Below are 23,986 nucleotides of genomic sequence, written 5' to 3'. Positions count from 1 at the left end.
CTCAAGGTGCTCGCGGGCTGCCTCGGCGTCGGTGTAGATCGGTGCGGTGATGTCCATAACGGTAACTCCTTGGTTCCGTTATGAGTCCACCCCCTACTTTTGTCAAGTATATAATTAGGCATTTGTTCCTAGTCTGTGCCTATGCAGACATGGACGGATGCGGCCGAACTCGCCAACGCCATCGAGGAGCGCGTGCTGTGCGGCGCGCGGCGGATCGCACTCTCGCCGGCCACCGCGCTGATGCTCGTCGAGACGGTTCGAAGCGCCATTGCGCATCCGCAACAAGCGCCGCCGGCAACGTCCAAGTTCAACGTTGACCTCTACGGCACAGGATCCTGCATCATGGAGGTCGACCAGAACGCGGACATACGCAAGGTCGTCGCCTGGGCCGAAAACACGCTCGCCGCCCGTGCTGCCTTCGACGAGCTTTGCCGGCGTAATCCGACCACTTCCTATCACCAGCGGCGGCGCAGCTGGGTCGAGGCCGACAGGATGGTGAAGCGCTAGGGGAGTCCGTTCTGAGACACTTGTGTGTGGGCTACTTGCCCCGTCGGCGTGCCGATTTGGCCTTGGCGGCCGGCTTCCGGCCAAGGCCTAATTTCTTGGCCAGTTGTGAGCGTGCTGCAGCGTAGCTTGGTGCAGTCATCGGATAGTCGTGCGGCAGGTTCCACTTCGCACGGTATTCTTGTGGCGATAGCCCGTAATGGCTTGAGAGGTGACGCCTGAGTGACTTGAACCGCTTTCCGTCCTCGAGGCAGATAATGTAATCGTCGTGAACCGACCGCTTCGGATTGACAGCCGGCTTTGGCGGTTCAATCTCCTCGGCCACTGGCGTGGACAACCCCGAGACCGCGGAATGCACAGTCGCGATCAACTCAGCCAAATTGGATGAGGGAACGGAATTGTTCGCGACATAGGCAGATACGATCTCTGCCGTCAACTCGGCGAGCAGGCCGTCGGTATTCGATGTTTCAGACATCTCAATTCTCCAGTATCGGGCGCACTCAATAGCTGAGCCGTGAAGTTCTAGCAGCCTTTGTTTTTCTGCATCGCCTCGATCGCTACAATCTCGCCCTTGTGCTGGGCAACCTTGCCCTCCTGATCCCCGCCGAAGGTGCTGCTCATAGGAACGCCGATAAGGAACACGCCGACTGCGTCTCCGGTTGCTGCGTTGTTCTGAGCCTGAGACACAGTGGTAAGCGCGGCGCTCGACTTCTGATGCTCTGACGCAAGCTGCGCGCAGCTTAGGCCAGAGTAGGCATTGGCCGGCATCGACATCGGCGTGATGGCGTCTGGTCTCTTCGCGCAGCCTGCAAGCAGCACGACGGCTACCGCCGCGACAAGAGGTCTGATCATTCTATCCCCCCGAAAACACCAACCGTAACGCGGCCTACCAGCCTCATCAACCAGGAGGTGCGAATTAGGCAGAGCGTCCGAGCGCTCTTACCGGATCCCGAGATCGATGCCGGGTTTTGCGGTCACCCGGCCAACCCGGTTCTTGAGCCAGCATTCATTTTTCCGACGAACGAAGGCGAAAGCTAAACATACACGATCCATCTCGCATTCAATGTAGCAGCCCAAAAAGTTGCTTTTGCGAATGCGCCTATAATCTCCGCCAGCCATATCCCGCCCGGAAGCGACGACAAAGGTGGATACCAGAACATCATTTGACAGTTCGTCATCCACGAAAGCGGACGCATCGGAGTTGGCGACCAGCAGCTTTGCGTCGTCCTTTAGGAAGCAAAACCGTGCCTTCTTGTTGTAGGTCGTTGCCCTGCAAGAAGGATCAGCCTTACACGCATCACGGCATTGTAGCTCGGACACCGCCGACAAGGTTCGATAGTCGAAGCCGATCACATCGTAGTTCGCAACACGCTGGAAGGACCGCTCGATCGAGGCTGGCTGCGGGATGCTCGCAGGTCCAGTGGGTCCGCCAGCCGTTGTTGCTTCTGGCCTGCCGAAGCAGAGCAACGTGACCACCGCCGGAGCAATTCGCTCTGCCAAGTCGGCCGTCGAAAGTTCAACGCCACCGGAAGGCTGTGTCGCGTATGATACCGACCTGCTCTGAAGGAAAAGCTCAACGATAGCCGATCTGATTGCGAAGTTCACATTCTGAGGAAGGATTCCGGTGTTTCCGACAAATGTGGAGCCGAGGACTGCAGTTGCTACGCCCACCACGCGGCCTGTCCGATCAACAACTGGGCCGCCGGAATTGCCAGGTTGGAGAGGTGTCGATATCTGCAGGTAGCGGGCGTCATTGTCGATCCCGACCAACGAATTGATATTGCCAGTCGTTACCTTGATTGAGTCGGAGAGCAGGCCGCCAAGCGGGTATCCGAACGCGGTGATGTCTTCTCCCAACCTGGGAGAGCCACCAAGCAATCGTAGAAACGGCTTTCCAGTTCCGCCGGTGACTTTGACCACGGCAAGGTCGTTTTGTTTGTCGACGATCCAGTTCGTTGCTGCCCCAAGCGAAGGGACGGAGGCGCTGGTGCAGCCTTCAATCACATGGGCGTTGGTGATGGCCCAACCGTCTGAATTTATGAAAAAAGCGGTCCCCGAGCCGGAAGGGGATTGACCTGCCGCGGCACCAGCGCACAACACCGCAGCCAAGCAGGTCGACCAAAACCATCCACGCAACGTCGTACTCCTACTTTCCAAATCCCACAACTTCCCGATGTGCCCTACGCATTCCCCTTCGTCTCGGTCTCCTCGTCGATCGGATCGAACGGTAAGCGACCGTGGGCGATCAGCCAATCCCGTAGCGCTTCGTTGACAGTGAAGGGCTCCTGGCCCGCCTCGTTCAGTTCACGGATCAGCGACAGGTATTCGACGTCCAACTCGCATTCTTCGGCGGCACGACGCAGCAGCGCTCGAACGCTCGCGGGTAGGCTTTCATCGTCTGCGGCCGCGAGGAGTTCTTCGATGAGGGTCATGCACCGCTTGGGGCGAACTTCATCAAAACAGCCCTCCCTGATTGCCTTCGCCACGAAGCTTCAAAACTTCGCAAAACTCACGCACCATATCAGCGGTGACGTCTTCCGGAAAACACGGCGGGGAATATCCCCCAGGCCGGTTCCAGGCGCTTCGCTTACCGCAGTTGCGACCTCGAGCATCTTTGTTGTAGGGGCACGGACAGTTGCCTGGATAGCGCGCGATGCTCTCGGCTATCAGCCGATCCTTCAATGTGGGAACCGGGATCTGGCAGTTGAAAGTCTGAGCCGTCGCAGGTGTACCAGACAGGAGCGCCAAAAGGCAGCAGGCTGTCGGTAAAGTCCGGCTCAAGGCGTTCCAAGGCCGCCAGGTTCTGCATACGTCTGGAAGTGCAATCGCAAGGATTGCGAGAAATCGCATCGACCATCCCCCTCGAAAATACTGGAGGGCACTCAACCTATAGTCAACCATCGCGTTGAACTTGGCTGGACTCGTCTCGCGGCCGCATGCATCGTCTAGTCGATTGGAGGAAAATGGGCGGTCGGTCCTCACATGGTCGCGGAGGAAACGCGGTGCGCTTCAGGCGCCGACGGCGACCTGTGAGCGTACGTTCGATACTGGTTGCCACGATCATTGCCGGTGCAATCGGGTTCTCTTTGGCGGGGAGAGACTTCAGCAACGATACGAGTGCCGAAGTTCCATCGTCCGCCGCCGGTTCGGCCAAGGTAGTCAAGGTCGCCAAGGCCAAGACGGCGTCAGATGGCAGTACCATCTCAGGTAGGGCATCTGTGATCGACGGTGACACGATCGAGATCACTGGCACCCGCGTGCGTTTCAACGGCATCGATGCCCCGGAGACGAAGCAGCTTTGCAAAGACGCCAAGGGCAAGAGCTACCGCTGCGGGCAGGTTGCCAGTAAGGCGCTCTCTACCTGGTTGGCGAAGTCTCGGCCAGTCACCTGCACTTTCGTCGAGTGGGACAGGTATGGCCGCTTCGTCGGCGACTGCTATCGGGCCGATGGAGCGTCTGTCGCAAAGTGGCTGGTGCTTGAAGGCCACGCGCTGGATTGGCCGCGGCATTCGGGTGGCCTATACGCCAGCGATCAGGACGAAGCGCGAGCCTCGGGCAAGGGTATCTGGCAAGGCGAGTTTGAACCACCATGGGAGTGGCGTGCGGCGCAACAGGCGCCGCAGCAGGAAGTGTCCAGCCCGCCTGCCAGACTTCTCTCTGGGTCCTGTGCGATCAAAGGCAACATCAGCAAGAAGGGCGAGCGCATCTACCACGTCCCGGGTCAGCGCTTCTATGACGAGACGGTCATCACCAAATCCAAGGGCGAGCGCATGTTCTGTTCGGAGGGTGAGGCTCGCGCGGCGGGATGGCGCCGGGCACGGCAATAAGTAACAATGTCAGCTGGGTCGCAATCCCAACTCCCAAGGAGGAGAAAGGGACTTAGAAAGGCCAAGAGACATGACTAGGAAACTCGCTATTAGTCAAAAGCAAGTCACTGCCATATGCAAAGGTGCGGCTAGGGCTGGCTTTGTGCCGGAGTTCCGGATCGGCGAGGTAACTGTTCGATTGTTACCGCAGCACCTCGCTTTGGACAAACGCCTCCTCGAGGAAGAGGACGAAGAGGAAATCAGTCTCTAGGTCGTCTTCATGGAAATCACGCCTATCACAACGCCTGCGGAATTTGCGAAGCACGTTGGCTGCTCCGAGCGCAGGTTGCGCGAGATCGCCAGGCGAATCGGAGCTTGCCGCGTTATCGGAAACCGCATGTTCTTCACGGAGGCTGATGTGGATGCAATACTGGAGGCCACTCGCCCCAAACGAGCGCCTCCGATGCTTCCTTCCGGCCCCGACGCACTGGCCGTGCTGCGGGCAGAGATTGATAAGAGGAAGCCGAAAAAAGGCAGCAGGCGATCCGCGTAGAATTCTACCGGCCTCCGCGTCTCCCAATTCCTCTTAGTGCTGCGGTGGCAGCGCTCAATTCCGCCATCGAGGTCGCCAAGTTTCTTTCCTCCGATGATGTCGTTTCGATCTTGCGGTCGGAGATAGTGTAGGGGCTTGGCTTGACGCGGCAATTCGCCCTCATCTCCCGGATGGCGGCAGGGGTGGTGAAAAGGTTCTTGCCAATTTTCTCGGCTGCCAAGTTGCCGCGCTTGATTTCAGATCGCAAAGCACTGACGGTTACAATCCCTCGCAATACAACGCGGCTCGCTTCTGTGAGCGTAATCGGGTCTGTATCACGAAGCTCCGCAAGGATCTGTTCGCGAGACTTCTTCATCGTTTGGCTAGTCGGACCCCCGGTCCGCCTCCGTTTTCTGCGATGAACTGAATCCCAGCGCTTTCCAGAGCGGATTGAATTGCGCGCAAGGTCGATGCCTTTGGGTCGGCACTCCCTTTTTCTATGTTGTTCAAGCCGGTGGTCGATAGACCCGCCAGCTTAGCGAGTTCTGCTTGCGTTAAGCCCAACATGGCGCGGGCGCCGCGGATTTGCTCGGGGGTCAGCATTGGTCGTCATTACACTCCACTAGAAAAATTATCAACTGCAATTGACGCGACTTGCGGTTAAGGTTAAAGCAATTCTGCTTGATAAATATTCAGCTGGAGTTAATTCCGATGCCGAACACCGCTGTTCGGGCAGCCGCCGAAGGCGTGCCCAAGGTCATCTTCAGGACGGTCGCTGAATTCCCCGAACTCTACATCATGGAATTCAGCGGCAACGATTTCGCGCCGCGCATCAACGACGGCGACTCGCTGGTGTTCTCGAAGAGTGAGACGCCGAAGCGCGACGACATCGTCATCGCCTGGAAGCGGCCCGACAAGATGCAGCCGGGGGACATGCAGGCCAGCATATTCACCCTGTTCCTCGGCCAATCCGGGATCACGTTACCGGTCGACGACCATCCCCAATCGGAGGTCAAGCTGGTCTTCGTTCTGATGCAGAGCGACGGACGACGGGCGCTCGTCGAGGCAAGCAAGCTGCTGGCCGTCCATAAGTGCGTCAACATCGTCAAGCGGGAGGACTGCTCCAATGAAGATGACGCTTAAGAGCGCCGCAGGCGAGATTGCCACGGCACAGGACAAGCTCAGCCGCGCCCGGCAACTCGTCGAATTGATGTTCATGGCTGGCGAAAGCCTGCCGACGAGACAGGGCAGTGCCATCACCAACGCATGCGACCTAGTCGACGGCATCTTTGATGATGTCAGGGCCGACCTCGACAAGCTGCGCGCCCGAATGAGCAAGGCGGAGGACCAGCAATGAACCGCATCATCCCACAGGCCGACATGCCGGCTGCCCAACTCATGCAGTGCAGCAGCGACGTAGCTGCGCTGCTCAACCTGTGCCACCTCGCGGCGTGGGAAATCCAGAACTCCAACGACGAGGAAGAAATCGCCGCACTGGCCGACAACATCGTGCAGGTCACGCGGCTTGCCACCGAACTGCTGGAGCCCGTCACCGAGGCGCTTGCCACGCACGAAGGGCTGAGAAGTGGGACATGATAAGGGGAGGCGCCGGCCTCCGCGGTGAGTATTTGGTGAGTGGACTTTGGTGACCGCTCAGTGTCTGCAGCCTAAGCCCTTGAAATATTTGGTGCCGCTTGCGTGACTCGAACACGCGACCCCATCATTACGAATGATGTGCTCTACCAACTGAGCTAAAGCGGCCAGCGCTCGGGCGCGGGCCCGGCGGAGTGGCCGCGTGATACCCGTATTGCGGGCCGAATTCAAGACGGCCGCGGCCAGCCTGTGAATTTTCATGGCCAGAGACGGATTCTGACGGAATCCATGCTTAACAACGAGGGGCGGGCATACTATGGATGGCTTCCAAAGCGCTTTGGAGGATAGGATGGCGATCAGGACGGTGGTTTGGGGCGAAAACGTCCACGAGCAGACCAGCGAAGTCGTGCGGGCGATCTATCCCGACGGCATGCATGAGACGATCGCCTCGGCGCTGCGCCAGGACAAGGCGTTCGACGTCTCCACCGCGACGCTGCAGCAGCCGGAGCATGGGCTGACGGCTGCGCGTCTCGCCGAAACCGACGTGCTGCTCTGGTGGGGCCATGCCGCGCATGGCGAGGTCGAGGACACGGTGGTGGAGGCGGTCGCGCGCCGGGTCTGGGAAGGCATGGGGTTGATCGTGCTCCACTCCGGTCACTATTCGAAGATCTTCAAGCGTCTGATGGGCACGCCCTGCTCGCTGAAATGGCGCGAGGCCGGCGAGCGCGAGCGCGCCTGGGCGATCAACCGCGGCCATCCGATCGCGCAGGGGGTCGGCGAGTGCATCGAGATCGCCGAGACGGAGATGTACGGCGAGCCGTTCGCCGTGCCGGAGCCGATGGAGACGGTGTTCGTGTCCTGGTACGAGGGCGGCGAGGTGTTCCGCTCGGGCATGACCTGGCAGCGCGGCGCCGGCAGGATCTTCTATTTTTCGCCCGGCCACGAAACCTATCCGATCTATCACAACGAGGGCGTTCGGCAGGTGCTGAGGAATGCCGTGCACTGGGCGCACAACCCGGCGCCAGCCTGGAGCACCGTCACCGAGGCGCCCAACGTGCCGGTTGCCGCAGCCAGGGAGAAGATCGTGCAGAAGGGCGGCCGCCTCCACGCGGACGGCGACAAGGGTTTGAGCTGAGCGCCGCGAGTTCGGCGCGGACGCCGATGCGCTCGCGCCGACAGGGACGTTGCGGCCAGCCGAAATGCCATCCGAGGAGAATTTGATGCACCGTCTGTTGTTGCTCGGCACCGGCGCCATAGCCGGACACCACGTCGAGGAGTTCGCCGCCGTCCCGGGATGCGAGATCGTCGCCTGCGTCGACCGCTTGCCGGGCAAGGCTGCCGAGTTTGCGGCGAAGAACGGGATCGAAAGGCATTTCCAGAGCCTCGAGGAAGCGATCTCCTGGGGCGGTTTCGACGCCGCCATCAATGCGACGCCCGACGGCGCGCACAAAGGGACGACGCTTGCGCTGATAGAGGCCGGCAAGCACGTCTTCTGCGAAAAGCCGCTGGCGCCGACCTTCGCCGATGCGCTTGCCATGACCGAAGCGGCGGAGGATGCGGGGCTGGTCAACATGGTCAACCTCACCTACCGCAACGCGCCCGCCCTGCAGAAGGCGCGAAAAATGATCGAGGCCGGCGACATCGGTGCGCTGCGCCATGTCGAGGCGGCGTACAGGCAGAGCTGGCTGGTGTCGAAGGCCTGGGGCGACGCGATGACGGAGCCCCAGTGGCTGTGGCGTCAATCGACCGCGCATGGCTCGACCGGCGTGCTCGGCGACGTCGGCGTCCATATCCTGGATTTCGCAAGCTACGGAGCGGCGGACGAGTTCGCCAGCCTGCAGGCCGATCTGACGACCTTTCCGAAGGCCGAGGGCAACCGCGTCGGGGACTATCTGCTGGACGCCAACGACAGCGTTGCGATGACCGCGCGGATGCGATCGGGCGCGCTGGCGACCGTCGTGGCGACGCGTTTCGCCACCGGCTACATCAACGAGCTGTCGCTTTCGCTGCACGGCACGAAAGGCGCGCTTCGGGTCGTGTCGGACGGACGCGAATCGACGCTCCAGGCTTGCCTGGGCAAGGATGTCGACCCTGCCGCCTGGCGCGAACTCGAGGCGGAGCCGGTCGCGCGCAATGCCCGGCGTTTTGCCGACGCGCTGGCGACGGGGAAGAACGGCGATCCGTCCTTCCGTCGCGCTGCCGACGTCCAGAAGGTGATCGACGCGGCGTTCGAGAGCGCTCGCGTCGGGCGCCGCATCGTCCTCTGAGCGCCCGCGCGTCTCGCCCCTGGCGGGCAATTTCCCGGGCATTGGCGGCCGCCGGACATTGCCTGATGGTCCGGCTAAGGCTAACCATCGTCAACGCCAAGTTCCGCACCGGGGAAAAACCGTAATTGGATCCTGTTGAAAAAGCGATCCGCAACGCGCTTGAGAAGGGTGATGCCGAGGACCGCGCCTTCCGCGAGAAGGTGTATCGTTCGGCGTTCGCCGCGCTGGAGCGCGCCACCCAGGCAAATCCCCAACTGACCGTCGAGATGGCGATCAAGCGCCGGCAGAGCCTGCAGGCGAAGGTCACAAGCATCGAATCGGAATATCTGCCGGCGGCTCCTGCCTTGCCGGTGCAGCCGGACGATGTGCCGGAGATAGCGCTCCACGAGGACCGCGGCGAAGCCGCTGCGCCGGCCGTCGAGGCTCCGCAGGCGCCCGCGGGCGACGCCTTTGGCGATGCGCCGTCGGTTGCGCTCGATGGCGGGCCGGCGTCCGACGGGGGCGCGCCTCCCGTCGATCTCGGACCGCAGGAGGCAGCGCCGGCGGCGGTTGCGCCACCCGCCGAGGCTGTGTTGCCGGATCACGACGGGCGACGGTCGGACAGGGGCAGGCGTCCCTTCGCCGCGATGTTCGTCATTGTCACGCTGGTGTGCGCGGCCGCGCTCGGGGGCTGGTTGGCCCATGAAACCGGCATCTTGCGGATCCCGACTGCTCAGGCTCCAGCGCCGTCGCCTCTCGGCGACAGCGAGGATTTCGATCCGGCGCAGGAGATGCCGCTGCAGCCCGGCGAGCCGGCCGGAACGCAGCAATTGCGCAACTGGATCACCGTGTTCACGCCCGACGACCCCTCCGGCGTCAACGCCCCCTCGGGCGCGACCGCCGAGGTGAGCGAGGACGAGTCCGGCGAGTTCATTCGCATCCGTTCGGGCGCCGAAGGCGCGGCCGTCGTGTTCGACGTCGGGCAGGGGATACTCGAACGGATCGCCGGCAGGAAGGCGGTGTTCGACATTTCGGCGCGCGCCGAGGACGGAACGCAGACGCAGATTTCGATCAGCTGCGATTTCGGCGAGATGGGCGATTGCGGGCGCCAGCGCTACGCCGTTGGCTACGAGCGCGGCGAATACCTGTTCGACGTCGAGTTGCCGTCGAACCGGCCCGGCGCGGGCGGTTCGATCGCCGTCAACTCCGACTTCGCCAATGAAGGCAAGGCGGTCGACATTTACGAGATCAAGGTCTCGGTCCTCGAATAGGTCAGTCGAGCAGCGCCTTCAGCGTCTCGATGCGGTCTGCCTCGGCGGTCGGCTTGTCCCAGCGCAGCCTCGAGATTCGGGGGAAGCGCATGGCGACGCCCGACTTGTGGCGGGTCGAGCGGGCCAGTCCCTCGAAGGCGACCTCGAGCACCAGCCCCTTTTCGCGATCGGCCCGCACCGAACGCACCGGCCCGAAGCGCTCGACCGTGTTGTCGCGCACATATTTGTCGATCTGCCTGAGTTCCTCGTCGGTGAAGCCGAAATAGGCCTTTCCGACGGGCACCAGTTCTTCGTCGCCCGGCGAACCCTGCCAGACGCCGAACGTGTAGTCGGAATAGAAGCTGGAGCGCTTGCCGTGGCCGCGCTGGGCATACATCAGCACGGCGTCCACCGTGTGCGGGTCTCGCTTCCACTTGAACCATGGCCCTTTCGGCCGCCCGGCGACGTAAGGCGAATCCAGCCGCTTCAGCATGACGCCCTCGATGACCGGATGCGGCGGGTTGCTGCGCATGTGGTTCAGCGCGTCCCAGCCGGCGAACGCCGCCAGCGGCGAGAGGTCGAAACGCGCCGGGTCCAGCGTCGCCACCAGGGCCTCCAGGCGTTTGCGGCGCTCGCCGAAGGGCAGGGGCCTGAGGTCCTCGCCGTCGAGCAGCAGCACGTCGTAGCAGCGCATGAAGGCGGGGAACTTTTCGCGGATCTTGGCCGAAACGGTCTTGCGGTTCAGCCGCTGCTGCAGGTCGGAGAACGTGCCGGTCCCGCCCCTCGGATCGCCGACCAGGAGTTCGCCGTCGAGCGCGGCGGAAAAGTCGATCGCGTCGACCAGGTCCGGAAAGGCCCCCGACACGTCGTCGCCGGTGCGCGAGTAGAGCCGGCGCGCGCCGCCTTCCGACACCGCCTGCACGCGAATTCCGTCCCACTTCCATTCGGCGGCGTAGTCGGCGGGGTCGAGCTTTTCGAGGTCGCGGTCCTCGACCGGATTGGAGAGCATCACCGGCCGGAACAGCGCCATGGCTGCCTTCTCGGGTCTTGGCGCCTTGCCTTCCAGCCAGGCGAAGAGCTCGGTGTAGGGCGGCTTCAGCCCATGCCAGAGTTCCTCGATCTCCGCGACGTCGACCTTGCCGAAATCGGCGAGCGCCTGTTTCGCCAGCCGCGCCGAGACGCCGATGCGCAGACCGCCCGTGACCAGCTTGATGATGGCGAAGCGCGCCTCGATGCTGGCGCTGTCCAATAGCCTTGCGAGCACCGTCGGCCCGTCCGAGCGGCTGGCCGCCTGCAGCGCGCCGACCACGTCGCCAAGCGTCGGCTCGCGGTTGGGCTTCTGGTTCTGTGGCGGCTCGGGCCAGACCAGGGACACCGTCTCGGCGAGGTCGCCGACATAGTCGTAGGAATAGCCGAACAGCACCGGATCCATGCGATCGGCAATCAGCGCCCGCAACATGGCCGGCTTGACGGCGGCGATCGAGAGGTCGCCCGTGATCGCCGCCAGCGCAAAGCCGCGGTCCGGGTCCTCGACCGCGCGGAAATAGTCGGTGAGCAGCGTCAGCTTGCCGTTGCGGGCCGGCGTCAGCACCAGGCGGTCGAGCAGTTCGGCGAAGCGGTTCATCAATCCCCCTCGTCCTCGTAGCCGACGAGGTGCAGCGCCTTGGCCGAGATGCCCTGCAGTTCGCACCATCGCACCAGCGCTTCCTCGCGGCCGTGCGTCACCCAGATCTCGCTTGCCTCCGTCTCGACGATGGTCTCCAGCAGTTCGTCCCAGTCGCAATGGTCCGAGATGATGAGCGGCAGCTCGACGCCGCCCTGCTTGGCGCGCTGGCGGATGCGCATCCAACCCGAAGCGAAACAGGAGATCGGGTCGGGAAACCGTCGCGCCCAGCGATCGGCGAAGGCGGACGAGGGGCCGACGACGATGGCGCCGGCGAAATCGCCTTTGGCGCCGCCCTCGACCGTGGCGGGCCTGAGGTCGCCGAGATCGATACCCTCCGACTGGTAGTAGTCGCACAAGGTCGCCATCGCGCCGTGGATGTAGATCGGCTTGCCATAGCCGGAATCGCGGAGCAGTCGGATGACGCGCTGCGCCTTGCCGAGCGCATAGGCGCCGACGAGGTGGGCCCGCTCCGGGAACTGTTCGGCCGATCGGATAAGCTTGCCGATCTCCTTGTCGGCTGGCGGGTGGCGGAAAACAGGCAGGCCGAAGGTCGCTTCGGTGATGAAGACGTCGCAACGGACAGGCTCGAAGGGCAGGCAGGTGGCGTCGGGCCGGCGCTTGTAGTCTCCCGAGACGACGATGCGCGTGCCGCCGTGTTCCACCGAAATCTGCGCCGAGCCGAGAACGTGGCCTGCCGGGTGGAAGGTGACGGCGACGCCGTTGACGTCGATGGTCTCGCCGAGGATCGCCTCCTGGGTCGAGCCGGCGAAGTCCTCGCCGTAGCGCAATCCCATGATGTCGAGCGTCTGGCGCGTCGCCAGCACCGCTCCGTGGCCGGAGCGGGCATGATCGGAATGGCCGTGAGTGATCAGGGCGCGCGAGACTGGCCGCACCGGATCGACATGGAAATCGCCGGGCGGGCAGTAGAGGCCCGCGGGTTTGGGGCAAAGCAGATCGCGTGGTCGCATCGCCTCAAAGATAGGCGATACCGGCCGTGCGGGAAGTCGCATTTGTCAGCAGTCGTCGGTTCAAAAAATGCCGCTTGCTCTTTTTCGCGCGCGGCAGCATAGACGCGCGTCCTTCCTGAGCGACCCCCATGAGCGTGAAATTCAGCCTGTCTTCCGGCGATCCGGCGGCCGACCGCCGGGTGGACTTCGCTCTGATGCTGTTTGCCGAGTCGGACTTTTCCGGCGCCACGGAAATGCTGCTGGCCGCCCTCGACATGGTTCCGGGCTGGGCGCTCGGCTGGTACCAGCTCGGCGAATTCCATGAGGCCGCCGGCGACATGGCGGCCGCTGTCGTCGCGTGGCGCACCGCGCTTGCGCTGGACCCGGCGGACCACAGCGGAGCCAGTTTGAAGCTCGCGCTGGCCGAGGCCGGGGAAAGCGCTCCCGTACCGCCGAGCGCCTTCGTTGAGATGCTGTTCGACCAGTACGCGCCGAAATTCGACCAGGCGCTGGTCGACACGCTCGGCTATCGCGTACCGGAATTCCTGGCCGAGGCGATCAGCGGCGCGCGTCCCGGCCGGTTTGCGGTGGCGCTCGATCTCGGCTGCGGCACCGGGCTGATGGGCGAGCGGCTGCGCCCCTTCTGCGACCGGCTCGAAGGTTTCGATATCTCGGCCCAGATGCTGCGAAAGGCGCGGGAGAAGGGCGTCTACGACCGTATGGAGAAGGCTGACCTGCAGGCCTTCGCCTACGATGGGCCGAAGGCCGATCTGGTAACCGCGGCGGACGTCTTCATGTATGTCGGCGCGCTCGAAGGCGTGGTGAAGACCGTGGCCGGACTGCTGGTCGAAGGGGGGCTGTTCGCATTCTCGGTCGAGAGCCTGGATGCGCCAGACGGCTTCTGGCTGCGGCCTTCGCGGCGCTATGCGCATTCCGAGGCCTATGTCAGGCGCGTTCTCCGGGATGCCGGGCTTGCCGTCGTGTCGCTGGAAGAGCGCGCCATCAGGCAGGACCGCACAGAACCGGTGACGGGGCTGATCGTCGTAGCGGAACTGCTCCCTTCTCGTTGAACGGTCGAACGAAGGTCCGGCCGCGCTTGAGTGCTGGAGCGTCCGGTACCCGCTCAAAAGGTCGGCGCGAATACAGGCTGCAATCCGATCCCTGTTTGTTCCATTTTTCGCTTGGCGGCGGATAGCGCCCGCGCTACCTCTGGCGCGTGACGCGACAGCTCAAACCAAAGGCCGATCCCGAAACCACGGTCGCGATCCTGCCGGACCAGTTCATCAAATGGTTCGCGGAACGCGGCTGGTCGCCGCGCGCCCACCAGATCGAGCTTCTGGCCACGGCGCAGGCCGGCAAGTCGGTTCTGCTGATCGCGCCGACTGGCGCCGGCAAGACGCTCGCCGGCTTCATGCCGACGCTAACCGAACTCGCGGAGCGTCCCAGGCGCCGGCCGGGCGAGGCCAGGCGCGGCGTCCACACGCTCTACATCTCGCCGCTGAAGGCGCTGGCGGTCGATATCCAGCGCAATCTCGGCAAGCCGGTCGATGAAATGGGCCTGGCCGTCACGATCGAGACCCGCACGGGCGATACGCCGGCGCACAAGCGCCAGCGCCAGAAGCTCGCGCCGCCCGACATTCTGCTCACCACGCCCGAGCAGCTCGCGCTGCTGATCGCGACATCGGACGCGAAGCGCTTCTTCGAGGATTTGCGCTACGTCGTCTTCGACGAGTTGCATTCGCTGGTGACGTCCAAGCGCGGCCATCTTCTGGCGCTCGGGCTTGCTAGGCTCCGCGCCATCGTTCCCGGCCTGCAGGCGATCGGCCTGTCGGCGACGGTGGCTGAGCCGGACGAGTTGAGAAGATGGCTGGTGGCTCAGGACGTCACGGCGGCAAGCCCCCCCTCTGGCCTGCCGGCCATCTCCCCCTCAAGGGGGGAGATTACCCATTCCGCCCCCGCTGCATCCGCTTCGACGTCGGCGATTGGCGAAGGAAGAAAAAGACAGCCGATCTCCCCCCTTGAGGGGGAGATGTCCGGCAGGACAGAGGGGGGTGACGTTGCCCGCGCCCCACCCATGGCCGAGCTGATCACCGTCGCCGGTGGCGCGAAGCCCGACGTTTCGGTGCTGGATTCGCGCGAGCGCGTGCCTTGGCAGGGGCATTCCTCGCGCTACGCGATCCCCGAAATCTACGAGCAGGTGAAGGCGCACAAGACGACGCTGCTCTTCGTCAACACCAGGAGCCAGGCAGAACTGCTGTTCCAGGAACTCTGGCGCATCAACGAGGACTCGCTGCCGATCGCGCTCCATCACGGCTCGCTCGACGTCGGCCAGCGCCGACGCGTCGAAAAGGCGATGGAGACCAATTCGCTGCGCGCCATCGTCGCGACGTCGACGCTCGACCTCGGCATCGACTGGGGCGACGTCGACCTCGTCATCCATGTCGGCGCGCCGAAGGGGGCAAGCCGGCTGGCGCAGCGCATCGGCCGCTCCAACCACCGCATGGACGAGCCGTCGCGGGCGATCCTGGTCCCGGCGAACCGTTTCGAGGTGCTGGAATGTCGTGCGGCTCTCGAGGCGTCGACGGTGGGCGCTCAGGACACGCCGCCGCTGCTGGAGGGCGCGCTCGACGTGCTGGCGCAGCATGTGCTGGGCGTTGCCTGCGGCGCGCCCTTCGATGCCGACGACCTCTACCGCGAGGTGCTCTCCGCCGCGCCCTATGCCGGGCTCGCGCGCGAGACGTTCGACCGCGTCGTCGATTTCGTCGCCACCGGCGGTTACGCGCTGAAAAGCTACGAACGCTACGCCCGCATCCGCAAGACGAAGGAAGGGTTTTGGCGCGTCACCCATCCCCGCATCGCCCAGCAGTACCGGCTGAACGTCGGCACCATCATCGAGGTGCCGGCGCTGAACGTGCGCTACGTCCGCCAGGGCAAGGGGCCGGTGGCGCGCGGCGGCCCGGTGCTCGGCAAGATCGAGGAGGCGTTCCTGGAGACGCTGGTCTATGGTGACACCTTCCTTTTCGCCGGCAAGGTGCTGCGCTTCGAAGGCATCCGCGAGAACGAGTGTTTTGTATCCAACGCGCCGGGCAAGGACGCCAAGGTGCCCTATTATGGCGGCGGCAAGTTTCCGCTTTCGACCTACCTTGCCGACCAGGTGCGCGGCATGCTGGCGGACCCGCGGCGCTGGAAGGCGCTGCCCGAGCAGGTCGCTGACTGGCTGCGGCTGCAGGCGGAGTACTCGATCCTGCCGAAACGCGGCGAACTGCTGGTCGAGACCTTTCCTTATGGCGACCGTTTCTACATGGTCGCCTATCCCTTCGAGGGACGGCTGGCGCACCAGACGCTCGGCATGCTGCTGACGCGTCGTCTCGAGCGGATGAGGGCAAAGCCGCTCGGCTTCGTCGCCACCGACTACGTGCTCGGCGTCTGGGCTGTCGGCGACCTTGGCGCGCTATTCAGATCGGGCAGGATCAGGCTCGGCCAGCTTTTCGACGAAGACATGCTTGGCGACGACCTCGACGCCTGGCTGGCGGACAGCTGGATGCTGAAGCGCACCTTCCGCGCCTGCGCGCAGATTTCCGGCCTGATCGAGAAACGCTTTCCCGGCCAGGAGAAGAGCGGCCGCCAGGTGACGGTGTCGGCCGACCTCATCTACGACGTCCTGCGCACGCATGAGCCCGACCACATCCTGCTGCAGGCGACGCGTGCCGACGCCGCGGCCGGACTGCTCGATGTCAGGAGACTTGCCGACATGCTGTCGCGTATAAAAGGCCGAATCGTGCACAAGGATCTCGACCGGATTTCGCCACTCGCCGTGCCGATCATGCTGGAGGTCGGACGCGAGCGGGTCGACGGCGAGGCCGGCGACGCACTCCTGTCGGAAGCGGAAGAGCTGATCGCGCAGGCGACGGGAAGACCGAACGGAACAAGGGACAGACAGTGAGGGGCGCAGAACCGATTTTCCTGCCGGATGCTGGTGACGCTGCCGAGATCACGGTGGCGGGCGAGGCTGCGCTCTGCGATCGGCGCGGCGCCCTCTATTTTCCCCGTCACGACCTGCTCTGCGTCTCCGACCTGCACCTGGAGAAGGGGTCGTCCTTTGCCCGCCGCGGCATGCTGGTGCCGCCCTACGACACCGCCGCGACGCTTCTCAGGCTGCAGGCCGTCATCGATCACTACCGACCGAAATCCGTGGTCAGTCTGGGCGACAGTTTCCATGACGACGAGGGTTCTTCGCGACTGCCCGAACGATTGCGGCTGGACCTGTCGGCGCTGGCTGCCGGCCGCGACTGGTTCTGGGTCTCCGGAAACCACGACCCCAGTCCGCCGGCCGGCCTGCCGGGCGACACCGTCGAGGCGCTGGCGGTCGGTCCGCTCAGTTTCCGCCACGAGCCGTCGAAAAAGTCGCCGCCCGGCGAGATTGCCGGCCATCTTCATCCGTGCGCGCGTATCGTGCAGCGCGGCCGGTCGGTGCGCCGCCGCTGCTTCGCTGCCGATGGGACACGCATCGTCATGCCTGCATTCGGCGCCTACACCGGCTCGCTCAACGTGCTCGACCGCGCTTATGCCGGCCTGTTCCGCGAAGACGGGCTGGTCGCCTACATGATCGGCGCGAGCAAGGTGTTTGCGATCGCTGGCGCGATGCTCAGGCCGGGCTAGTCCTTCCGGAAGACAACCCGCCCCAGCCAGCCGGTCAGCACCGCCAGCAGCGTGGCAAGGATGCCGTAGGCGAAGCCATGATTGCTCGCGAAGCGGTAGATCGTCTGTTCGAAACCCGACTTCACGATGGACAGCTGCGCCGAGCTTTCCTTGATGAACACGCCGTTCTTGAACAGGAAGGCGCGGGCCTTGTGGGTACCGACCGGTACGCTGGGCGACAGAGGCAGCGAGGCGCGGAAGAGGCTCTGCGAAAGGAATTCCACGCCGCCGACGCGCATGCTGAACAGTCCAGCCGCAGCCTTGCGTTCGCGCAGCGCCGCGCGGAACTCGTCGATGGTGGCCGGGTTGCCGTCGCGGTCCATGGGTTCGATGTGCAGGTTGTCGGCGCCGAGCGACAGCCGCCGGTAGCTGTTTGTATCGGTGATGTCCTGCGGCATGCGCGTCGTCGCGACCGAATAGGAGACCGGGACGTTCACGAAGGTTTCGGACTCCACGTTGATCCACATGCCCAGCACGCGATCCTTGCGCCGGACGACGATCTCCTGCGCCGGGCCTTCGAGCACCACGATGACGTCGTAGCGCCCGTGCCTGGACGTCAGCGGATCGGAGTTGTCGAGCGACCCGAAGATCGTCAGGTCGGCGCCCGAGAAGTCGGCGGTGATGGCGACGCGGTTGGTCGAAAGGCCGATCTGGATCGATTCCGGGTTCGGCGCCGGCGCCGTTTCCTGCGTCTCGGCTTCCGGGCGCTGCGCAGCGGCGGCGCCGGCGAAAAGCATTGCCGCCGTCAGGATGGGCAGGATTGCGAGCCGACCCATCTCAGAATCCCGGCGTCGCAAGCGAATAGATCGACTGCGGGCGAACGAACAGGTCGAAGCCGAGCCGCAGCGCCACCGCCAGCACGAGCAGCGCCAGCAATGCGCGCAACTGCTCGCCGCGTAGCCGCTGCCCCGCCTTGGCCCCGTATTGTGCTCCGGCCACGCCGCCGATCATCAGCGCGAAGGCCAGCACGACATCGACGGTCTGGTTGGTCGAGGCGTGCACGATGGTCGTGTAGGCGGCCACGAAGATGATCTGGAAAAGCGACGTGCCGACGACGACGTTGGTCGGCACCTTGAGCAGGTAGATCAGCGCCGGAACCATGATGAAGCCGCCGCCGACGCCCATGATGGAGGACAGGAAGCCGATGCCGGCGCCCAGTCCGAGCACGGGGATGACGCTGACGAACAGCTTCGAGGCGCGGAAGCGCATCTTGAGGGGCAGACGATGGATCCAGTTGTGCTGGCCGGGCTTCTTCAACGTCGGCGCGGCGCCGTCGCGCGCGCGGCGGATCGCCCTGACGCTCTCCACCAGCATCAACCCGCCGACGGTGCCGAGCAGGGCGACGTAGAGCAGCGAGATGATCAGGTCGAGCTGGCCGAACTGGCGCAGGAGCGTGAACACATAGATGCCGACGGTCGCGCCGACAACGCCGCCCGCCAGCAGCACCGTGCCGAGCTTGAAGTCGAGCGTCCCCTTCTTCAGGTGCGACAGCGCGCCGGAGAACGACGAGGCGACGACCTGGTTTGCGCCGGTGGCCACGGCGATCGCCGGGGGGATGTTGTAGAAGATCAGGAGCGGGGTGATCAGGAAGCCGCCGCCGACCCCGAACATGCCCGACAGGAATCCCACCGCCGCGCCCATTGCAAGAAGCACGAACAGGTTTACCGACAGTTCGGCGATCGGCAGATATATGCCCACCCGCGACTCGTCCCGACAGCTTGGTTCCTCGGCCGTCCATGCGTTGAGGATAGCCCAGGCGAGTTAGCCAGCACTTGCGCCCACAATGCGGCGAAGTCAATTTCGCCGGCATTGTAGAAGCAAAAAAATCCCAATCGGTTAAAGCGCGTTTCCTAAACGGTCGCGGGCTTGTCCGCGACCTTTGCGCCTCTATTTGCGGGCGAGCAGCACGCGCACGAGCTTTTCGTCGATCTCGCCGGTGGCCTGCATGCCGTTGTCCATCTGGAACTGCGCGATCGCCGTCCTGGTCTTGTCGCCCATGACGCCATCGGCGTTGCCGGCCTGGTAGCCGCTCTTGTTGAGGATCTGCTGGACCGTCATGATCGCCTTCGGCATGTCGATGCTGGCGGTCTTCTCGTTGCTCTCCTGCCACTCGGCAGGGACATCGGTCGTGTTGGCCTCGGGGTCGAGCGGCCTGGGCTTCCAGAGTTCCGCGGTCGCGCGGGCGCGTTCGAGTTGCTCGGGGCGCAGCGCGTTGGCGATCTCGTCGCGCTTGTTGGCGGCGTCCTTGTCGCCGGTCTTGGCGACCAGCGCGAACCACTTGTAGGATTCCTCGAGGCTCTGCTTCATGCCGACGCCTTTTGCGCTGAGGATGCCGAGGTTGAACTGGCTGTCCTTCACGCCGAGTTCGGCCGCATTGACGAACCACCGGGCCGCCGCGTCGTTGTCGGACTGGCCTTCGGCGCCCATCGCGTAGAGGACGGCCAGGTTGTGCATGGCGCTGGCGTTGCCGCTTTCGGCCGCCTTGAGATACCAGCCTCGGGCCTTGCCGAGGTCGCGCTCGACGCCAGTACCCTTCTCGTACATGTTGCCGATGCGGTACTGCGCGGGAGCAAAGCCGAGTTCGGCCGACTTCTCGTACCATTCTGCGGCTGCCGCCATGTCCGGCTTGGCGCCGCGCCCCTCGGCATACCGTGTGGCGATCTCGAAGAGCGCCCTGGCGTCGCCCGCGGCGGCCGCCTCGCGAAGCGGCAGCGGGCCGGCGTCGGCAGGAACGTCGATCGAAACGCTCGGAAGCGGTTCGAGCGCGGCGGCGTCCGCGATCGGCTGGACGGGCGCGATCGCCGCCACCTTGATGTCGTGCATCGCGGTAGCCGGCATGTCGGCGGCCTGCGGCGCGTCGATCGCATCGAAGTCTTCGATATCCGTTCCCGCGTCGTCGTCCTGCCCGGCCAGGGACATGTCGTCCAAGGCGCCGGCCATGCGCGCGGCGACCGGGTCGTCGGTCGGGCTCGCTGCTGCCTGTGTGGCGGCAACCGGAACGGGATCGAACTGCGCGGCGACGACGGGAACGCTCTCGCCGTTGTCGTTCATAAGGGTCTTGCCGAGTTGCAGGCCGGCCAGTGCGGTCAGCAACGCGGTCGAGACCATCAGAACCTGCTTGCGCCGCGACTTCAGGATGTCGCCGAGGCGCAGCGCTTTGACAGGGCTGCCGACGTCGGACTTGCGCTTCTTCACGTCGGCTTCGGCCGCGGCGGCCTGGGCGGCGCGCCGCGCGGCGGCGATGAAGTCGGACTTGCCGGCGTCGCCTTCGCCGGCGCGGGCGGTCGGGCTGCGTTCGTCGCGCACGCGCTTCATGATGGCGCTGAGGTCCGGCGCTCCGGAGCCCGGCTCCAGCGGCCTGTTGGCGAATTTGGGGTCGAGCGGCGTATCCAGGTCCACCGTGGGTGCGACGGCGGCGGGCGCCTCGTTCACCGAGGATCCGGCAAGCTGGGGCTCCTTCGCCGCCTTCCTGCTGCGGAAGAGGCCGCCGAGCAGGGACCGCTTGTTCCCCGGGGCCTGTCCGGGATCGTCCGATTTGTTGTCGTCGCTGACCGCCGCCATTGCGGCCGCCGCAGCGGCTTGGGCCGGGGTGCGTTCGACGGTTGCGCGTTGTGCCGGGGCGGGCCCGGCATCGGAGTCCAGGTCGGCGTCGGCAAAAATGTCGTCCGCGTCGATCGACGGCGTGTCCTTGACTTCCAGCTTGCCGACGGGCCCGGCCGCGTCGCGCTCCAGCGAACCCATCCGGTCGACGATCTTGAGCAGCGTGTCGTGTATGGCCTCGAAGGTCTTCGAGTTGCGCTCGTCCGAACGGCGGGTGAGTTCCTCGAGAGCCTTCAGTTCTTCGGTCAGGCCGCTCACAGCGCCTGCTTCCGGCTGGGCGCCGGCAAGCGAGCGCGCCGCGGTTTCGGCCGCGGTCCGCGCTGCCTCCAGCACGGAGTCGCGGCTCTCCGCGATCGACTTTTCAATCTCCCTCAGCCGTGGCGAGAAGTCGACGAATTCCGGCAGCGGCGCCGTCGGCCTTGCGAGGTGCTCCGAAAGCCCGGAGACCTGTGCCTCGAGGCTGCGCACGAGGTCCGGATCGATGCCCGCGAACTGGCTGGCCGACTGGTCGATCTGCCTGGAAAGGCTCTCCAGCCTCGATTCGAGGCCGCGGATGACGTCGTCGCCGACGCCGTCGCTGCGGCCGGCGCCGAGCGTGGCCGCAAGCTCGCTGAAGCGCTGGTCGATCGCCTTCATGATCAAGCCGCTGTCGAGAGCGGGTTGCGCCTGGCGCTGGTCGATCCGCTCGGCCACCTCGTTGAGGCGGCGCTCCAGTTCGCGAAACAGCATGTTGCCCTGTTCGAGCGCGTCGTCCTGGCGCCGTTCGAACAGGCTTGAGAGGACGTCGAAACGCTGCTCGATGCCGGCGAAGATCTCGCCCACTTCGGGCATTGCCGGCGTGTGGTCGACTTTGTCGGCGATGATGGAGATCTGGTAGGCGAGACGCTCCACCGCTTCGTCGGGCAGGGAACTGCGCGCCGCGAGCTCGTCCACCCGCCGCGACAGGGCCTGCAGGTGCTGCATCATCTCGCTGCCGGCCCGGTCCTCGGCGACCTCGTCGATCTGCTTGGCGAGCGCGGAGATTCGCCCCTCGATGCGCTCGAAGGGTTCCGGATCGATATGCTGATGCTGGGAAGCCACCGTGGCCGCCACGATCGCCCGTGAAATCTCGTCGAGACGCTCCTCGATCTGGCCGAAGGTCTGGCTGGCGCGCCCGTCCTGCCGCTCGATGAAGTGATCGAGCGCGGCGGCGAGCGTGCGGACCTTGTCCTCGAGTGCGCGCAGCGGAAGCGAGTCGGGCAGTTCGCCGACGGCCCGGCCGATCTTCTCGATGCGGTCGGTCAGGGCTGCGATCTCCGCCGAGGGCGCCGGTTGTCCGCCGCCGCCGGCCAGGCGGTTCTCGAAATCGTCGAGACGCCGGCCGATGTCGTCCCAGCGGCGATCGACCGAAAGCACGGTTTCCTCGCGCGCCACCGTGTGCAGCGCGGCCTTGACCTGTTCGATCTCGGTCCTGAGCATATTGATGCTGCGGTCGTCGCCGCGCTCGCCCAGCGCCTGCACGGCGCTGGAAATGCGCTCGATATCCTGGGCGAGCTTGCCGGCGGCGTTGCCGCCGTGCGCGTTGACGTGCTGGAAATCCTTGCGCAGGTCGTCGAACTCGCGGCGCATGCTTGACGCCATCTGGTGCCTGAGTTCCTCGCGCAACCCCTTGAGTTCGCCGGCGATCTTGCCGAAGGCGGCGACGCCGACCTCTTCGCGGCGCATGCGTTCGATGTCGCTGGCGATGGACTGGTAGGGCTGCCGATCGGTTTGGTCCGGCCAGCCACGGTAGTCCTGCGGGCGTGCGCGCGAGGGCGCGCCCTGCGGGGCCTCGTAGGCGGCGCGGCGATGGCTCTCGAAACCGTGGCCTGAGGTTTCTTCGCGATTGCGCTCGAGGCGCTGCTCGAGGGTTTCGAGCGACCGGTTGAGTTGTTCCAGCGATGCGTAGGACCGGCGCTGCCTGCCTGCGTTGACTGCGTCGAGGTAGGATCGCTTGCTGCTCATCGAAACGTCCGTTCGCTCCGCTGGCCCGCCGCCAGCTGTGATTCTGCATGCCGGACCGGGCAGGCTGCGTTCCATCCGGTGGAAAACTGCGAGCCTTCGCCCGGGAGTTCCGTGAAAAAGTCGTTACAGATTAGCCACGGCGCACCGACATGCGCACCTTTCCCCTAACGTGGTAAACAAGGTGTTAACCGCGTTAGGGATTTGGCAAACTTCGTAAAAATCCGCGTTGGCGACCTGCCGCGGCTGCACAAAACTGGTTCAAACTGCCGCACATGCATGCAACCATCGCGCGCTTGCATCCTGTGATCGCCGGCTTTATAGGGCTGCGCTAATGCGGGCGGGGCGCTAAGGTGCCCGCTTGCGATGCATTTGTCGAAACCACGGCCGGATTGCTTACCCCTCCGCTTCCGGTCAGGCGTCTTCCAGACGCCGCATTGGGGAAAGTCAATGACCATGACCTTCAATCAGGCCGGCGCCGCCGCGCCGGCGAATGACGCTGTTGTTCCTGAGGCCGACGAAGAGTACGCCCGCATCGGCGAGATGGCGAAGATGTTCGATGTAACGCTTCGCACCCTGCGCTTCTACGAGGACAAGGGGCTGCTCAGCCCCAAGCGCGACGGCTCGACCCGTCTCTACACGCGCCGCGACCGCGCCCGCCTCAAGCTGATCCTGCTCGGCCGCAAGATCGGCTTTTCGCTGCGCGACGTGAAGCAGATCATGGATCTCTACGATCCGAGCGGCGCGAACACCAAGCAGCTTCGCCTGACCATGGACAAGTCCGAGAAGCAGCTTGCGCGCCTGCAGAAGCAGCGCGCCGCGATCGACGACGCGATCGCCGAACTCTCCGACATGATGACCGCGGTCCGCCGGATGCTCGCCGAGCGCAGCGCGCCGACGGCCGTCGCCAGCTGACGTCCTGACGGATCGGGCGGCTGCTTCTGGCTTCGCCCGATCGACGTTTCCCCAAGATCGACCATGATCGGACGGTGGCGCAAGCCGCCGCTTCTTCTGCTGCCTTGAGCCAGCGTTTCGCGGTATCGGAAGGCCTCCGGCGAACGCCTGATCGCCAGAAACCAGTTCCGAAAAGTTTCGCCGCCGCATTGGCCGCCAAGCCGATGCAGGATGAACCCGGGGCTCAAGCCAGTTCCTCCTCCCCACAAA

At 64.6% G+C, this 23,986-nt stretch carries 23 protein-coding genes and 1 tRNA gene; 12 read left to right on the top strand and 12 right to left on the bottom strand.

Annotated elements, in window-relative coordinates; genetic code table 11:
• Nucleotides 1–141 precede the first annotated feature (141 nt).
• The gene (locus tag ABUE31_RS22285; protein ID WP_367725969.1) at nt 142–507 is read left to right on the top strand and encodes a hypothetical protein; all 366 of its coding nucleotides are present in this window, start codon (nt 142–144) and stop codon (nt 505–507) included.
• A 31-nt stretch (nt 508–538) separates the two neighbouring features.
• Here ABUE31_RS22285 and ABUE31_RS22280 read toward each other — a convergent pair whose 3' ends face one another.
• The 4 genes from ABUE31_RS22280 to ABUE31_RS22265 form a co-directional block, all read right to left on the bottom strand.
• On the bottom strand, nt 539–979 hold the full coding sequence (locus ABUE31_RS22280; RefSeq protein WP_367725968.1) for a Ros/MucR family transcriptional regulator: 441 nt from the start codon (nt 977–979) through the stop codon (nt 539–541).
• A gap of 47 nt (nt 980–1,026) precedes the next feature.
• On the bottom strand, nt 1,027–1,356 hold the full coding sequence (locus ABUE31_RS22275; RefSeq protein WP_367725967.1) for a hypothetical protein: 330 nt from the start codon (nt 1,354–1,356) through the stop codon (nt 1,027–1,029).
• Nucleotides 1,357–1,443: 87 nt separating this feature from the next.
• A complete protein-coding gene (locus tag ABUE31_RS22270) occupies nt 1,444–2,604 on the bottom strand; it encodes a trypsin-like peptidase domain-containing protein (RefSeq protein WP_367725973.1) in 1,161 nt (386 codons plus the stop codon).
• Nucleotides 2,605–2,684: 80 nt separating this feature from the next.
• Nucleotides 2,685–2,936 carry a hypothetical protein gene (locus ABUE31_RS22265; protein WP_367725966.1) on the bottom strand — a complete coding sequence of 84 codons (252 nt, stop codon included), beginning with the start codon at nt 2,934–2,936 and terminating at the stop codon, nt 2,685–2,687.
• 597 nt (nt 2,937–3,533) lie between these two features.
• On the opposite strand from ABUE31_RS22265, the gene ABUE31_RS22260 reads away from it, so the two are divergent.
• A complete protein-coding gene (locus ABUE31_RS22260) occupies nt 3,534–4,331 on the top strand; it encodes a thermonuclease family protein (protein WP_367725965.1) in 798 nt (265 codons plus the stop codon).
• 536 nt (nt 4,332–4,867) lie between these two features.
• Here the strand turns inward: ABUE31_RS22260 and ABUE31_RS22255 are convergent.
• The gene (locus tag ABUE31_RS22255) at nt 4,868–5,218 is read right to left on the bottom strand and encodes a hypothetical protein (RefSeq protein WP_367725964.1); all 351 of its coding nucleotides are present in this window, start codon (nt 5,216–5,218) and stop codon (nt 4,868–4,870) included.
• A complete protein-coding gene (locus ABUE31_RS22250; protein WP_367725963.1) occupies nt 5,215–5,445 on the bottom strand; it encodes a helix-turn-helix domain-containing protein in 231 nt (76 codons plus the stop codon). Before ABUE31_RS22250 ends, ABUE31_RS22255 begins: the two co-directional genes overlap by 4 nt.
• A gap of 108 nt (nt 5,446–5,553) precedes the next feature.
• Here ABUE31_RS22250 and ABUE31_RS22245 point away from each other — a divergent pair, with 108 nt between their 5' ends.
• Genes ABUE31_RS22245 through ABUE31_RS22235 form a run of 3 tightly spaced genes read left to right on the top strand, consistent with a single transcriptional unit; the run spans nt 5,554 to nt 6,438 of the window.
• Nucleotides 5,554–5,985: a S24/S26 family peptidase gene (locus tag ABUE31_RS22245; protein WP_367725962.1), complete on the top strand. Its 432-nt coding sequence runs from the start codon at nt 5,554–5,556 to the stop codon at nt 5,983–5,985.
• Entirely contained in the window at nt 5,969–6,199 is a 231-nt protein-coding gene (locus ABUE31_RS22240; RefSeq protein WP_367725961.1) for a hypothetical protein, read from the top strand. Before ABUE31_RS22245 ends, ABUE31_RS22240 begins: the two co-directional genes overlap by 17 nt.
• The gene (locus ABUE31_RS22235) at nt 6,196–6,438 is read left to right on the top strand and encodes a hypothetical protein (RefSeq protein WP_367725960.1); all 243 of its coding nucleotides are present in this window, start codon (nt 6,196–6,198) and stop codon (nt 6,436–6,438) included. Before ABUE31_RS22240 ends, ABUE31_RS22235 begins: the two co-directional genes overlap by 4 nt.
• Nucleotides 6,439–6,527: 89 nt before the next feature.
• On the opposite strand, the gene ABUE31_RS22230 is transcribed toward ABUE31_RS22235, so the two are convergent.
• Nucleotides 6,528–6,603: transfer RNA gene (locus ABUE31_RS22230), tRNA-Thr, on the bottom strand.
• Nucleotides 6,604–6,784: 181 nt separating this feature from the next.
• Between ABUE31_RS22230 and ABUE31_RS22225 the strand changes: the two genes are divergently transcribed.
• From ABUE31_RS22225 to ABUE31_RS22215, 3 genes are all read left to right on the top strand, one after another.
• Nucleotides 6,785–7,570 (top strand): ThuA domain-containing protein, encoded by a 786-nt coding sequence (locus ABUE31_RS22225; protein WP_367725959.1) that lies wholly within the window; start codon nt 6,785–6,787, stop codon nt 7,568–7,570.
• 85 nt (nt 7,571–7,655) lie between these two features.
• The gene (locus ABUE31_RS22220) at nt 7,656–8,702 is read left to right on the top strand and encodes a Gfo/Idh/MocA family protein (protein WP_367725958.1); all 1,047 of its coding nucleotides are present in this window, start codon (nt 7,656–7,658) and stop codon (nt 8,700–8,702) included.
• A 125-nt stretch (nt 8,703–8,827) separates the two neighbouring features.
• Nucleotides 8,828–9,952, top strand: a complete 1,125-nt coding sequence (locus ABUE31_RS22215; RefSeq protein WP_367725957.1) for a hypothetical protein — start codon at nt 8,828–8,830, stop codon at nt 9,950–9,952.
• Between the two features lies 1 nt (nt 9,953).
• Here ABUE31_RS22215 and ABUE31_RS22210 read toward each other — a convergent pair whose 3' ends face one another.
• Nucleotides 9,954–11,555, bottom strand: a complete 1,602-nt coding sequence (locus ABUE31_RS22210; RefSeq protein ID WP_367725956.1) for a cisplatin damage response ATP-dependent DNA ligase — start codon at nt 11,553–11,555, stop codon at nt 9,954–9,956.
• Nucleotides 11,555–12,565, bottom strand: coding sequence for a ligase-associated DNA damage response exonuclease (locus tag ABUE31_RS22205; protein ID WP_367725955.1), 1,011 nt, complete (start codon nt 12,563–12,565; stop codon nt 11,555–11,557). The genes ABUE31_RS22210 and ABUE31_RS22205 overlap by 1 nt, the downstream gene beginning before the upstream one ends.
• Nucleotides 12,566–12,693: 128 nt before the next feature.
• Here ABUE31_RS22205 and ABUE31_RS22200 point away from each other — a divergent pair, with 128 nt between their 5' ends.
• The 3 genes from ABUE31_RS22200 (at nt 12,694) to pdeM (ending at nt 17,203) form a co-directional block, all read left to right on the top strand.
• The gene (locus ABUE31_RS22200) at nt 12,694–13,614 is read left to right on the top strand and encodes a class I SAM-dependent methyltransferase (protein WP_367725954.1); all 921 of its coding nucleotides are present in this window, start codon (nt 12,694–12,696) and stop codon (nt 13,612–13,614) included.
• Nucleotides 13,615–13,760: 146 nt separating this feature from the next.
• Nucleotides 13,761–16,487 (top strand): ligase-associated DNA damage response DEXH box helicase, encoded by a 2,727-nt coding sequence (locus ABUE31_RS22195; protein ID WP_367725953.1) that lies wholly within the window; start codon nt 13,761–13,763, stop codon nt 16,485–16,487.
• Entirely contained in the window at nt 16,484–17,203 is a 720-nt protein-coding gene (pdeM, locus tag ABUE31_RS22190) for a ligase-associated DNA damage response endonuclease PdeM (RefSeq protein ID WP_437344179.1), read from the top strand. Before ABUE31_RS22195 ends, pdeM begins: the two co-directional genes overlap by 4 nt.
• Here pdeM and ABUE31_RS22185 read toward each other — a convergent pair.
• The 3 genes from ABUE31_RS22185 to ABUE31_RS22175 form a co-directional block, all read right to left on the bottom strand.
• Nucleotides 17,200–18,018, bottom strand: a complete 819-nt coding sequence (locus tag ABUE31_RS22185; protein ID WP_367725952.1) for a TIGR02186 family protein — start codon at nt 18,016–18,018, stop codon at nt 17,200–17,202. The two genes, pdeM and ABUE31_RS22185, sit on opposite strands and share 4 nt — an antisense overlap.
• Before the next feature lies 1 nt (nt 18,019).
• Complete coding sequence (locus ABUE31_RS22180; RefSeq protein WP_367725951.1) at nt 18,020–18,940, bottom strand: sulfite exporter TauE/SafE family protein; 921 nt, start codon at nt 18,938–18,940, stop codon at nt 18,020–18,022.
• A 189-nt stretch (nt 18,941–19,129) separates the two neighbouring features.
• Nucleotides 19,130–22,825, bottom strand: coding sequence for a peptidoglycan-binding protein (locus ABUE31_RS22175; protein ID WP_367725950.1), 3,696 nt, complete (start codon nt 22,823–22,825; stop codon nt 19,130–19,132).
• A gap of 447 nt (nt 22,826–23,272) precedes the next feature.
• On the opposite strand from ABUE31_RS22175, the gene ABUE31_RS22170 reads away from it, so the two are divergent.
• Nucleotides 23,273–23,737 carry a MerR family transcriptional regulator gene (locus tag ABUE31_RS22170; protein ID WP_367725949.1) on the top strand — a complete coding sequence of 155 codons (465 nt, stop codon included), beginning with the start codon at nt 23,273–23,275 and terminating at the stop codon, nt 23,735–23,737.
• The last annotated feature ends 249 nt before the right edge of the window (nt 23,738–23,986 follow it).

Origin of the sequence: Mesorhizobium marinum (assembly GCF_040813675.1) — a bacterium.
GTDB classification, from domain to species: Bacteria; Pseudomonadota; Alphaproteobacteria; order Rhizobiales; family Rhizobiaceae; genus Mesorhizobium_K; species Mesorhizobium_K marinum.
The sequence above is the reverse complement of the archived record's forward strand: the minus strand, read 5'-3'. Positions and strand labels throughout refer to the sequence as shown.

Bases quoted from the DNA above. Each gene is read 5' to 3' on its own strand.
- ABUE31_RS22240 (WP_367725961.1), top strand. From the start codon at position 5,969: ATGAAGATGACGCTTAAGAGCGCCGCAGGCGAGATTGCCACGGCACAG.
- ABUE31_RS22275 (WP_367725967.1), bottom strand. From the start codon at position 1,356: ATGATCAGACCTCTTGTCGCGGCGGTAGCCGTCGTGCTGCTTGCAGGC.
- ABUE31_RS22200 (WP_367725954.1), top strand. From the start codon at position 12,694: ATGAGCGTGAAATTCAGCCTGTCTTCCGGCGATCCGGCGGCCGACCGC.
- ABUE31_RS22225 (WP_367725959.1), top strand. From the start codon at position 6,785: ATGGCGATCAGGACGGTGGTTTGGGGCGAAAACGTCCACGAGCAGACC.
- ABUE31_RS22205 (WP_367725955.1), bottom strand. From the start codon at position 12,565: ATGCGACCACGCGATCTGCTTTGCCCCAAACCCGCGGGCCTCTACTGC.
- ABUE31_RS22220 (WP_367725958.1), top strand. From the start codon at position 7,656: ATGCACCGTCTGTTGTTGCTCGGCACCGGCGCCATAGCCGGACACCAC.
- ABUE31_RS22170 (WP_367725949.1), top strand. From the start codon at position 23,273: ATGACCATGACCTTCAATCAGGCCGGCGCCGCCGCGCCGGCGAATGAC.
- ABUE31_RS22255 (WP_367725964.1), bottom strand. From the start codon at position 5,218: ATGAAGAAGTCTCGCGAACAGATCCTTGCGGAGCTTCGTGATACAGAC.
- ABUE31_RS22185 (WP_367725952.1), bottom strand. From the start codon at position 18,018: ATGGGTCGGCTCGCAATCCTGCCCATCCTGACGGCGGCAATGCTTTTC.
- ABUE31_RS22210 (WP_367725956.1), bottom strand. From the start codon at position 11,555: ATGAACCGCTTCGCCGAACTGCTCGACCGCCTGGTGCTGACGCCGGCC.
- ABUE31_RS22235 (WP_367725960.1), top strand. From the start codon at position 6,196: ATGAACCGCATCATCCCACAGGCCGACATGCCGGCTGCCCAACTCATG.
- ABUE31_RS22265 (WP_367725966.1), bottom strand. From the start codon at position 2,936: ATGACCCTCATCGAAGAACTCCTCGCGGCCGCAGACGATGAAAGCCTA.
- ABUE31_RS22245 (WP_367725962.1), top strand. From the start codon at position 5,554: ATGCCGAACACCGCTGTTCGGGCAGCCGCCGAAGGCGTGCCCAAGGTC.
- ABUE31_RS22175 (WP_367725950.1), bottom strand. From the start codon at position 22,825: ATGAGCAGCAAGCGATCCTACCTCGACGCAGTCAACGCAGGCAGGCAG.
- ABUE31_RS22280 (WP_367725968.1), bottom strand. From the start codon at position 979: ATGTCTGAAACATCGAATACCGACGGCCTGCTCGCCGAGTTGACGGCA.
- ABUE31_RS22285 (WP_367725969.1), top strand. From the start codon at position 142: ATGCAGACATGGACGGATGCGGCCGAACTCGCCAACGCCATCGAGGAG.
- ABUE31_RS22250 (WP_367725963.1), bottom strand. From the start codon at position 5,445: ATGCTGACCCCCGAGCAAATCCGCGGCGCCCGCGCCATGTTGGGCTTA.